The sequence below is a fragment of the Pseudoalteromonas sp. 2CM32C genome (assembly GCF_023161925.1).
Classification (GTDB): domain Bacteria; phylum Pseudomonadota; class Gammaproteobacteria; order Enterobacterales; family Alteromonadaceae; genus Pseudoalteromonas; species Pseudoalteromonas marina.
The window spans coordinates 56,976-69,464 of sequence record NZ_JALNTI010000008.1 but is presented as its reverse complement, the minus strand read 5'-3'; the positions used below and the strand labels follow the sequence as shown (position 1 = coordinate 69,464).

The following is a 12,489-nucleotide window of genomic DNA, read 5'->3' as shown; positions in this document are numbered from 1 at the left end:
CACAAACTCTAATGCTAATTTTACCACCTGTTTAATGAGTGATTATTGACTATGAGTAAAGCCAAGATACTACAACTAATTAATAGAAAAATGAATGAAAGCGGCATGGTACAAACAGGTATTGAAGGCATTCAATTATTTAAAATCACAGACCCTATTGAATGTTCACCAGCGGTCTATGAACCTTCTGTCACGGCTATTGTTTTAGGCACAAAAGAAGCTATTTTAGATGGCAACAAACACCTTTATGACAACACACAATACATATGTTGCACAATGCCTATGCCTATTGAAGCCGGTACTCCAAAAGCCTCGACAGATAACCCATTAATAGGTGTATACATTTCGATAGATACAGGAATTATGACCGAGTTAGCACTCGAGATTCAAAGCGCAACGAGCACCCAACAAATACCTAACGTGAGTTATCCTTCACAAAGTATTTTAACTGCCGATTGGGACCCTAACTTTACCGATGCGTTATATAAAATGTTGTTGCTCGACGATGATGCTGTTGATTTAGCCATATTGAAAAAAGCACGCTTGCGTGAGCTATATTACGCGCTGTTAAAAGGTCAAGCAGGCTATGCATTTAAACGAGCATTTGGTGTGGGTAACGAGATTGCACGTTCAATTGCCTTTTTATCATCTCATTTGCATGAAAACATAACCATTGAAGACATGGCTAGCCAAATAGGTATGAGCCGCGCTGTATTCCATCGTAAATTTAAACAAGCAACTAACATGTCCCCTATTCAATTTGTTAAATCAATGAGGCTTAACCATGCCGCCATGAAAATAACACAAGGTACCAATGTCAACGTTGCGGCCATGGAAATGGGTTATGTAAGCAGTTCTCAGTTCAGCAGAGAATTTAAAAGAATGTACGGCTTATCGCCCAAGCAATGGAGCCAACAAAATTAGCACAATAAAGGCGATATTTTAACGGCTTATACATGTAAAAGAGTGAGTACCTAACTTGTGAAAAGTTATACTTATTAGCTTAGTAACACTGCATAACCCAACTTATCTTATGGTTCATAAATAATTTTATAACGATCTTTGCCAGACTTTTTAACTTGGTACATAGCTGAATCAGATATTTTTATGTGATCATCTATATCAGTGCTGTTGCTTGGTGATACCACGTTTAACCCCATACTTACGGTTACATTTATTGTGTTTTCTCCTTCAACAGGCACTTTAAGATTTCTAATTGCATTAATAAGTTTTTCGGCAATGGGTTCAGCATCGCCTGCTTCTTTTAAAATAACAGCAAAAGCAAACTCTTCACCACCAAAGCGGCAAAATACATCATCAATTCTCAATATGTGCGTTAATATGTTTGCTAATTCAACAAGTACGCGATCACCCACATCATGACCATAGGTATCGTTAACAGCTTTAAAGTTATCAACATCAAATAATCCAAACGCAATTATACCCCCACGCCTGACACTTCCTTTGACTAATTTATTAACTTGATCTGAAAAAAAACGACGATTAGGAATTCCAGTTAATGGGTCAAAAAACGCTATTTTTTCAAGTTGAGACTTAGCTTGTTGTAATTCAAATGTTCTTTCTTGTACTAAATTTTCTAGGTTAACTTTTAACTCTTTTAAATCTTTATTTCGTTTTTCTAACTGTTCGGTTTGAAATTTACTTTTTGAAACATCCCGTTGAATTGCTGCAAAATGAGTAACCTCACCAAACTTATTTTTCAACGGAATAATATTCATTTCAACCCAATAGGGCCTTCCTCTAACATCATAATTTAACAGTGTTTCAGTTACTTCTTCTCGACGTTCTAGCGCAGCGTATATTCTTTGTTTGCCTTTAGAATCGGTCAAATCACCTTGTAAAATTCGAGGCGTTTCACCAATAACTTCTGCTGAGGTATAGCCAGTGAGTACTTCAAAAGCCTTATTTACGTAAATTATTTTAGGCCCTTCAGGGTGTTTGATATTTTTTGCATCGGTAATAACAACCATGTCTTGCGTATTTTCGACCACATCTTGAAATGAAATTTGCTGCTTAGCGTCAGAAATATCAGTGATGGTTACAACAATAAAGTTTTTATCATCGTCATGTCCTTCAAAGTAAGCGTTAGCCATAAACCAGCTTATGTCTTTTTTTGCCCCGCCAACAACACCTATAATTTTATTAACTACTTTATTTTTTGTAGCTTTAACAATATTAACTGGATAATCATCAACAGACATTAGATTGCTTTGCTCGTCAATGAGTGTCCAATTAGGGTCATAAATGTCTCGCCCTATTGCTTGCTCGTAATCTAAATTTAGTAACTGCAAACCGATTGGGTTTATGTAAACAATTGATGTATCCCAGTTATGAATAATCACACCTACTTGTGCATACTCAAGTAAGTTTTTAAAATTTAAATCACTGATACCATTCATGAATGATCTCATTTAAAAAAATATTAATACCAAAAAGGTAGTAAACAAATAGAGAAAATGAAACCAATTAGTACCTAATTTAATTTAAAAACTGCTCATTATTTAAACCTTATAAATAAAAAAGCAAGCCATAGTGGCTTGCTTTTTGTGCCCGTTCAAAGGCTACACACTTTCAACATAAATTTTAAAAACGGTAACTAGCACCAAACGTAATACGACGGTCTGTAAGGCCTTGGAAACACAATAACGACCCTTCGTTAACACAAGACTGGCTAATTTCAGACTCAGTAATATTTACGGCTTCTAAGCCAATATTAAGCTGCTCATTTACATCGTAGCTAATACTTGCATTAAGCTGACCACGGTCCTCTTGCACTACAGGGAACCCCCATGGGAAGCTTGACGTGCTACCAAAATCGTTTGAGCGGTAACCTTCACGCCATGTATAACGCATACGTGCCGATAAACCGAACTTTTCGTAGTATAGAGTAAAGTTATACGCATTTTCTGACAAGTTAAGCAAACCTTGTATTTCGCTTACTTCAATACCCGGTGTACCGGTGCTTGCAGCAAATACGTTACTCGCTCTTGAAGTAGCCTTATTGACTGTTTCCCCGCCCGAGAACTCTTGAATTGTGTAATTAGCTAAAACACCAAAACCCGACGCCCATCCTAAATCTTTTTCAAAGCTAGATAGGTCATACTGGAACGCAAACTCAATCCCTTTTTGGGTTGTTTCGCCAGTGTCGTTTACTTTTGTCTCAGTACCTACACATACACCACGACCATTTTCAGGACCAAACACGTTAATGTCTGCAATTGGGTTAAATATGCCACCCCCTTCACAAGGGTCTGTTAAATCACGATAGCCTGTTACTGGGTCTTCTACCGGCGATGTTAACTGATTAACATGAAGCTCTTTACGCGTTTTGTGGAAAATACCTACACTAAATACGCTCGCTTCAGTAAAGTACCAATCTGCTGATAAATCATAAGATAATACTTCTTCTGGTTTTAGTGCTGGGTTACCAAATTCAACTTCATCATTTGGGCTCGTGCTATAAGTAATAGAAGTAGATAAGTCGTTATAGTCTGGACGACGAATGTCTTTACCTGCACCAAAGCGAACCACTACATCTTCTGACACATCGGCAACTAAGTTTAAACGCGGTAGGATAAAGTTGTAGTCTGACTCATTTGTAATACGCGTTACTAGCTCATTGCCACCGCCGTCTTGCGTTACAGAGTTACCTGTCGATTCAACATCAGTTTGAATATAACGTAAACCAAAGTTACCGCGGAACATGTCGTATTCAAAGTTAGCTTGTGCATAAAAAGCGTGGGTAATTTCTTCAATATCAAAAAAGCCTGAAGAACTTGACGTTGGTGCATTTAGCGTACGGCTAGAGCCATGAGTTTGTAATGCTTGCTGAAGTGTTGCAAGTACTGCATCTGGGTCTGATGCCACGAGTTCTGGGTCTATCAGTAAAAAATCGCCTATGTATAACGAACGACCATCAGCCTCATTAAAGTTATCAGGACCCGCAACTAAAAGATCAGCGAATAAATCACCTCTTGGGCTATCTGCCATAGAGCGCAGACCAACACTTGATGTGATTTCGTTTTGCTTACTCGCCGATTTGCTGTAACGGTAACCAAAATCAACAGAGGTAATAATTGAGTCTGTGTAATATGTTGAATCTATACGGAACGCATCTTCAGAGTTCTCAACGGTATCTTGACCTATGTTTACGTCACGTAGTACTACATTTGCAGGGTCAAGTAATTGCTCAACCGTAGGCGCATATTCAGCACCTTGTGCAATACCAAAAGTAAGTGCTCCACCTGATAGGTCGTATTCAAAAGGTACACTGTTATCATTACCGCCACCAGCATCTAAAGGTGCATTAGGGTTAATGAAGTTAAGTGTAGTATTAAAGCTTGGTGTTGTTGTATCAGAAGATGACGACGCAACCTCAGCGCTTACAAACCATTTATCACCTTGCCATTCACCGCCTAGCCTAAAAATATTACTGTCGGTAACACGAGAATTTGTATCACTCGAAAAACGTAAATTTGGATCGTCATCATCATTTGCTAAATTAACTGGGATTACACCGCGTAAAGCCGCTTGAATTGAACCTAAATTAGTTCCACCTAAAGAACCTAGATTAATTGTTTCAAATTCATCAGGAACCGAAATGTCATTCAATGCACTGACACCCGACGCTTGAACACGAGAGCTCTCTTGACGACGCTCTTGCTCGTTTACAACCGCATCAAAATAAAACTTAGTATTGTCATTTGGTGCCCACTCAAGCGTACCTACAAAGTTCTTTGTTTCGTATTCGTAGTTATCGTAATCTTGGACAAAAAATTGAATAGGTAAAAAGTCAAAAGACTGTGCACTGGCTACTCCACTATCAGAGGTTACAATGTTGTCTCTGTCTGCACGAGGGCGAAATGCTGTTACGTCTTGCTCGGCATAACTGCCGCTTACTAAAATACCAAACTCACCAAAGTCGCCTTCCCAGTTATCTGCAAAAGTTCCAGAAAAACGCGGTTGTAAGCCACTATCAGTGCTTAGACTACTATTTTCACCTTGCACTCTAATAGTGGCTAGTTGTTCGCCTAATTGAAGTGGACGTATTGTTTTAAGGTTTATTGTTCCGCCTACTGAGCCTTCAATTGTTTTGGCTTCAGGCGATTTTATAACTTCTAAACTAGAGATAATAGAAGCCGACACATCTTCAAAGCTAATGCCGCTGCGTCCAGAGCCTGAACCCACAGTTGAAACACCATTTATTTCAGTACGGTTTGCATCGGTACCACGAATTTGAACACCCGTACCTACACCAGCCTGACGCGTGATCTGAATACCCGTTACGTTCTCAAGTACTTCAGCTAAATTTTGGTCAGGTAACTTACCAATATCCTCTGACTGAATAATTTCTACAAGGCTGTCTGCTGAACGTTTTTCAGCAAGCGCATTAGTTAAAGATTGACGTATACCAGAAACTTCAATTACCTCTAAGTCATCCTTAACATTTTTTGTCTCTTCCTGCGCATGAACAGATAAAGACATATTCATTGCCGTTGCAGATATAACCGCCAGTGTGATTTTTGATAAATTATGATTCATAGTTTTTTCCTGTGTGTGTGAAACGCTATGCTACTTGTTACTTTTCATACAAAAGTGAATTAATGTATTACAAAAGGTTAACTGAATATTTACACTCAAAACCAAAAAGGTCAACCACGTTGTAAGTCAAATATTATAAAAATATTCAAATTTGTTATTACCAAAAATCAATTCCCAATACCTGACAACTACAACAATGTAGGAAAAAAATACAACCACCTGTAATACATATAGTTTTGAAATCAGGTATGCAGCACTATAGTAGTAGTTAAATTGTATTTTTAAGTTCATTATTCCGTTATATTATTTAGCTATAAATTGAAAGCTTTTAATTATAAAAGTATAAAAAGCCCTAAAATTGGTTAACCAATTAAAGATCTATTAGACTTTTGGCTAGAATAAAAAGGTACAAAAATAAAACAGACTAATCGTATTTACGCTTATAAAAATGCAAAGGAGTTTTTTTGGCTTACAACAAAGGCTGTAAAAGTTGAATGGAATTTAATCTGCGATCAGTTTAGATGGTTTAGTTTAGAAAAGTCAGTGATAAAGGTGTGCACATCCACGTAGATACAAAAAAACCCCCAATTAGTTAAACCAATTGGGGGTTTTTATAAGTTACTAACTTTTACAGTTTATAACTTAAACCTAAGAATAAACGTGGGCCGTAATCGTTTACTTCACCTAAGTTATCTTCAACAAAAAAGTCTTGAGATTTAGGAGCACTAAATAAATTAATAGCCTCTGCTTTAACTCTAAAGTGCTTGTTAATTTTGTACGATGCACGCATTTCCCATACGCCTACCGAATCAACATAACGTAAGCGTGTACCATTGCTTGTATAAGGTTGGAAATACTCACTACGGTATTTGTAAATAACCGCAGTATCAAAGCCACCTATTTGGTAATAAAGTTGGCTGCTAAATACATGCTTAGAAAACCCTGGTACAGAACCTGGCTCAACAATGCCTTCTTTAAGCTGAGTTGTATTGCCATCAACGTCTGTAACGAACGTATCACCGTATAGGCTGTCTTCAAATTCAAAATCAGTGTCAGCATAGTTGTAACCAAACTTAACGCCTATACCATTGTCCCAACGGTATGAGAATGATGTTTCTAGGCCTAAAATCTCACTCTCTTCGTCGTTTGTTACTGAATTTGTAATAGGCAATGAAACGGTTTCCCCCCCTACAACAAAGTCTTCAATAACTGTGCGCTGTTGAAAGCCACCTTGGAACTGTTTGTAGTATAGGCTTAATGCAAAAATTGAATCTTCATTAGGGTACCACTCAAATGCTGCATCGTAGTTCCATGACATTAGAGGCTGCGTATCTGGGTTACCAGAGCCGTTTACACCCACTAACAAGTCACTAATTGTAGTGGCCGTATCAGATGTGTCTTCTTGAAAAGAGCGGCTGTAACCTAAATCAGAAGGGTCTGCACGCGACATACCACGGTAAATACCCGCACGTAATAAAATATCTTCGCTGTAATCGACCACTAAGTTAAAGCTAGGTAAGAACTTGGTGTAATCACCGCCCCCTTTTATTTTATCAAGTGTGCCAGTGTCTGATTCAACAAGAGAAAGAACCCCTGTATCACTGGTAACAACGTCAAAACTATTTCTAAAACCAATTGATGTAACTTCAGTATCGACAATACGCAAACCAAAGTTACCACGAATAAACTTACCAAACATTTCTGTATCGTAATTAGCCATTAAGTAAGCAGCAGTTGTTTTTTCAGTTACGTCAATGGTTCCTGCGTTTTGGTATTCAACCTCAGGGTATTCAAATACTCCCCCCTCATTAGACGCGACAACAGCTTGAGAAAAACACTCATTATCGTAAGTCGCCCATGAAGAGCCTGTCCCTGTGTCTACCACATTGCCATCGCTATCTACATGCGTGATGATATTTCCATCTGACACACTAGACAAAAAGCCTGATTCAGGAAAATCAATTTGACAACCTTGAAGCACATCGAGCGCTTCAGCACCTGAACCTAAAGTAAATTGATTACGAGAGCCGTTACCGTTCGTTCCACCAAATTGTGTAAAGCTAAGCTCTGAGGTACGAACGCCACCTTGAATTGTGGTGAACATACCGCTATCAACTAAATAGTCAAAATCTAAACGAGCAGACACAACTTTGTTATCTCTCACGTTTTCACGGTCAATACGCGTTCTTAAGCTGTCAGTAAAATTAGAAATATCTGTTACGTCAAAATCAGTAAGCGTAAAATGTGGAATGTTATCGCCCATATCCCACGAGAAGAAATTACGTCCAGCGGTTCTGCCTCGGTTAGAAATTTGCAGTTCTTCACGCGAGGTTTTTGAATACGCTAAATCTAAATCTATGGTCAGTCTATCATTTACAGTATGTTCGATATTTAAGCCGTAACCACGGTAGTTTTCTTCACGAGAAAATTGCTCACCAGCAGACTCAATACGCTCTTCACCTTCCCAATGTAAAATGCCGCCTACATCGTTAGTGACAAGTGATGGGCCAGTTACACCTGGTGTTGCGCGCTTTTGTAAGAAAATTAAATCATGACGTGCTTCTCGTTGCGTTCTATCAGAAATTTGGCTATCAAAATTAATATCCCATTCTGCAGACGGCTGGTACTGAAAGGCAAAAAATACCGCGTCACGCTCGTCTGACGTTTCGTTTTGACGAAAGCTTCGGCTGCTGCCAGTCCATGCGTATGGAGTGCCGTCACTTACAGCTTTGCCTGTGTCAGGGTCAATTTCTGTGTCATAACCTTGGTTATTACTTCCGTTTACTTGATCCTCACAATCACCTGCACTACTGCGGTAAAAACCTTCATTTGTATTTGTTGGATCATTTAAACATGCCCAAAGCGACGAACCTGATGGGCTAGAGCTTCGGTATTCTGCTTCTGGCTGCGAAATATCTTGTCGTTGCACACCAAAAGAAAACCCAACTGCCTGACCATTATCGAACTCAAACTGGTCAACATAGCTAAATGTGCCACGGTAACCTAAATCGCTTTGAAGTGAGTTGTCTACATTACTCTCGTCAGGGTTGTAGTTAAGTTTAACCTCACCTTGCAAACGCTGCTTGCCATAATCCAGTGGGGTAACCGTTTCAAGTGCGATAACACCCGCAACCCCACCTTCAATCATCGAAGCATCTTGGGTTTTATAAATAGCTACTTTTTTTACAAGTTCTGATGGAAATTGTGAAAAGTTTACTGAGCGGTCACCGCTACCATTGGTCGCTTCACGGCCGTTTATGTGTGTTGCACTTAAAAATGGACCTAGGCCGCGAATGGTAATTTCTGTCGCACCGCCATTTTCACGATGCGATGCTGCGCCTGTAATAGACTCTAATGCTTCACCTATCGATAAAGCGGGTAAATCACCAATATCTTCAGATGAAAGACCATCAACAACGGTTGTGGCTTCGCGCTTTATGGCTATTTGATCTTGAATTGTTCTGCGTGTACCTGTAACACTGATGATTTCTACATCAGGCTCGACCTCAGTCGCTTTTGCTTGTTCTTGTTGTGCGTGCGCTGAAAATACACATGAGCTTGCTACACCGGCAATAGCGGCTGTTCGTACCCATTTAGCTACCGGGCTCAGTGCGAATTGACCTGAACGCATTTTATTATTTTTTGAAGACTTCAACGACATTTTATGCTCCGTTGGTTATTGTTGTGTGATTGTTGTGTGTTGACTTGTTATTCATCTGTATAAGTTATGTGACAACTGTTGTTAATATACTCAAGTAACCACGGATGATCAACCAATTTCACAACCAAAGCATTACCAATTAACATACCAATTTTCACAAACCAGTATTACCAAGGGGTCAGGCGGCGTTATAGTGAAAAATAATTAGAAAAGCAAACGCATTTTTCGGTCATATTTTACTCACAGGCATAAAAAAACCCCAAAAAAGGGGCTTTTTAATTAAGAGTGTTTACTTAGGTTAGTCGTTATTAACAACCCATGTTGAGCCAACACCTACATCACTCGCTTGAATGTAGTAAAGCCCTTTTGCACCTGCCACAGCTTGTAAACCTGCTGGGTCGGTTTCAAGTAATGTGCTTGCTGCGAATACATATTCAAGTATTTCTTTACCGTTTGCAGCTGGGTCTTGATCAATAGCGCCATCGGTATCAAATGAGCCGTTACCATTTAGGTTTCTGATTGCAACCCAATCGCCACTTGTATCACCAGATACACGGCTATCCATGTAACCAAAGTTGTTGCTTAATACTGATGTATCATGCTTGATTAAATCACAGTCGTATTCAAAAGCATGGTCGCTATCAAGCGTATTTGGATAGAATAATCCTTGTGTTAAGGCGCTACTTTCAATGGTATCTGCATCAGTTTGATCACCTAAGCCATTAGCAATAAGGTTTCCATCAAAGTTTATGACAAATGCATTTTTAGTTAAGCCATAGAGTACAGGAGCATTATCCACTGTAAGTTCATCACAATCACCCACAGGGGCACGAGAACCTATTTCAGTACTAAACACGATTGGTTGCTGAGAGTTCAAAACAGTGTTGTTAGTTACCGTTAATGTGAAGTCACCCGCCGCATCTAATACAGCTTGGTTGCCTGAGTTTGGTATACCGCCATCAGCTTGAGAGAATGGATTTGCTGTAAATACAATTCCACCAGCCTCTTTATTACCAGAACGAATACCTGCAATGTAGTTGTTACTAACTGTGTGGCCTAGCGGTGTAATTAGCACACCAGCAGGACGATCGCTAGAGCTTGCAATATCAGTAGTACGAATAATAACGTTGTCTGTCACGTTATTAAAACCACCATCTTCTAGTGAAATCCCGCCATTAGGGTTAACCACAGTGTTACCTTTGATAGTTGCACCCGATGTTTGCACACGCATTAAACGACGACCGGTTACAAAGTTTTCTACTCGATTATATTGAATAGTAAAGTTTGCATCGTCAGCTGCATCTGAACCGGTAGTACTTCCCGCATTAATTAAATGAAGGCTTGAGTTACCAAAATTTGGATTCGCACTGGTGCCACTAAATAAATTGTATTGAACAACATGGTCGCTGCCTGATGAAGCAATTTTAATAACGGAACCATTTTCAGCATTATCACGATTACTAAATGTATTTCGCTCAATTAGCGCGCCCGTGCCTTTGATCATTAACCAGTGGTAAGTCGAATTATTTAACTCGGCTTCATCGCCATCCATAGTATTTTGAGTAAACTCGAAGTTATTCCCTTCAGAATAAATAATTGCACTTTCTTGCGTTTCACAAAATGAGCCTGATTTTGTATCTATATTTTTAAACGTAAGGCCTGTTAGCGCTGCACCTTCTACACCTGAAGCAACGTGAATACATACTTCGCCACTAATAACTGGCGTTTGTTCTTCAACAGCGCGAAGCGTTACACCACTGGTGAGTAAAACTTCATCCATATCAGCGTAAACACCGGTATTAAGGCCAACAACATCACCATCAGCAAGGCCGCCACTTACCGCACTTAGTAGCTCTGTTGGTGAGCTAACAAGTTGGGAATAAATTACCGTCTCTAGTGAACCACTTACAGAACCCTCAAATCCGTCGTTATCGGTGTAAGAAGCACTCACAGATATAATTGCACCCGCATATGCCGCAGGTGAAAACGTATTACTGTTTGTATCGGCTACTTCAACGCCATCGGCAAACCAGCTATAGGTAACATTTGTTTCTTCAATACCATTATTATCTGTTAGTTGCGCTGTTAATTCACCGCTAACTAAGTAAGGTGATGTGCCTATAATTGTAATACTTCCCGCTTCATCAACCGCAACAGCCGATACGGGAATTGTTTTTTCTGATGTATTATCTTCTACAAAACCATTGTCATCTGTATAAGTCACTTGTACCGATACAGCTTGCCCGATTAAAGCAGCCTCTACAATATATTCGCTTTGGGTTGCACCAACTATTTCTTCATCGTCAGCAAACCATTGATAAGTGACTTCTCCAGATACACCATCCATATCAGTAATATCAGCACTAAGCGTATTACCCACTGTGGGTGTGCCACTAATTGCTACATCACCTTGCGCATTAACACGCGCAACAGGCGCAGTCCCAACAGACGTCACTGACTCTGCAAACCCACGATCGTCTTCAAACGATGCTGTAACGGTGATCACGCTATTAAACTGTGCTTCAGTAAGCATGAGTGACGAAAGAACCTCTCCCTCAATTACTACGTCATCCGCCAACCACTCGTATACGACTGTTAAACTATCAAAACCATTTTCGTCTTCAACATTCGCGGTCAGCTCTGACCCGATAAGTGCATCACCTGTTATTGTTACGCTTGCTGGAAATGCAATGGCTGCTACGTCAGAGGTCGGATCTGAAATATGTGACTCGTTAACACCACCATCATCAGTATATTTAGCTTGAGCTGTGATAGCTAAACCAATTTGATCGTCCGTAAGTGTAAACGATGCGCTATTAGCGCCTTCTATTACTTCGTTATCTGCATACCAAAAATAAGAAACAGTTCCTGATATACCATCAGGATCTGACACGTTTGTTGTTAATGTTTGACCGCTTGTGGCTGTTCCTGACAGAGCAATAGAGCCCAGTTCGTTGTCATTGTTGTTTGCGTCAGTGTCACAACCAACTATTGCCGCTGCAATAGCGCATAGTGCAAAGTGTTTTAAATTCATGATGCCTCTATTCTCCATTTTATAGGTTAAATATTTGGCCAGCTATTGTGTGTGTTACCAAATAATCATATAAGTTGTTACCAAATTTACTTTATTTGAAAATAATTTGTTAACCAACTTGGTCATATAACCACAATAGAAATGATATTTCCAGCTTATTTACTGAACTCAATGTACCTTTTTACCTATACAAGGCACATAGGTAACCCACTAACCTATTTAAAGGATGCAT

The 12,489-nt window shown here is 39.4% G+C and carries 5 protein-coding genes; 1 reads left to right on the top strand and 4 read right to left on the bottom strand.

Features of this window, described 5'->3' with window-relative positions:
• Positions 1 to 51 precede the first annotated feature (51 nt).
• The gene (locus tag MTF67_RS14570; RefSeq protein ID WP_248519927.1) at positions 52 to 924 is read left to right on the top strand and encodes an AraC family transcriptional regulator; all 873 of its coding nucleotides are present in this window, start codon (positions 52 to 54) and stop codon (positions 922 to 924) included.
• Positions 925 to 1,031: 107 nt separating this feature from the next.
• On the opposite strand, the gene MTF67_RS14565 is transcribed toward MTF67_RS14570, so the two are convergent.
• The 4 genes from MTF67_RS14565 to MTF67_RS14550 all read right to left on the bottom strand — a co-directional run bounded on the left by MTF67_RS14565 (position 1,032) and on the right by MTF67_RS14550 (position 12,257).
• The gene (locus tag MTF67_RS14565; RefSeq protein ID WP_248519926.1) at positions 1,032 to 2,420 is read right to left on the bottom strand and encodes a sensor domain-containing diguanylate cyclase; all 1,389 of its coding nucleotides are present in this window, start codon (positions 2,418 to 2,420) and stop codon (positions 1,032 to 1,034) included.
• A gap of 184 nt (positions 2,421 to 2,604) precedes the next feature.
• The gene (locus tag MTF67_RS14560; protein ID WP_248519925.1) at positions 2,605 to 5,562 is read right to left on the bottom strand and encodes a TonB-dependent receptor; all 2,958 of its coding nucleotides are present in this window, start codon (positions 5,560 to 5,562) and stop codon (positions 2,605 to 2,607) included.
• 628 nt (positions 5,563 to 6,190) lie between these two features.
• Complete coding sequence (locus tag MTF67_RS14555; protein ID WP_248519924.1) at positions 6,191 to 9,223, bottom strand: TonB-dependent receptor; 3,033 nt, start codon at positions 9,221 to 9,223, stop codon at positions 6,191 to 6,193.
• 298 nt (positions 9,224 to 9,521) lie between these two features.
• Entirely contained in the window at positions 9,522 to 12,257 is a 2,736-nt protein-coding gene (locus MTF67_RS14550; RefSeq protein WP_248519923.1) for a poly(beta-D-mannuronate) lyase, read from the bottom strand.
• Positions 12,258 to 12,489 lie beyond the last annotated feature (232 nt).

Excerpts from the sequence above, each read along its gene's own strand:
- MTF67_RS14565 (WP_248519926.1), bottom strand. The coding sequence starts at position 2,420 with ATGAATGGTATCAGTGATTTAAATTTTAAAAACTTACTTGAGTATGCA.
- MTF67_RS14550 (WP_248519923.1), bottom strand. The coding sequence starts at position 12,257 with ATGAATTTAAAACACTTTGCACTATGCGCTATTGCAGCGGCAATAGTT.
- MTF67_RS14570 (WP_248519927.1), top strand. The coding sequence starts at position 52 with ATGAGTAAAGCCAAGATACTACAACTAATTAATAGAAAAATGAATGAA.
- MTF67_RS14555 (WP_248519924.1), bottom strand. The coding sequence starts at position 9,223 with ATGTCGTTGAAGTCTTCAAAAAATAATAAAATGCGTTCAGGTCAATTC.
- MTF67_RS14560 (WP_248519925.1), bottom strand. The coding sequence starts at position 5,562 with ATGAATCATAATTTATCAAAAATCACACTGGCGGTTATATCTGCAACG.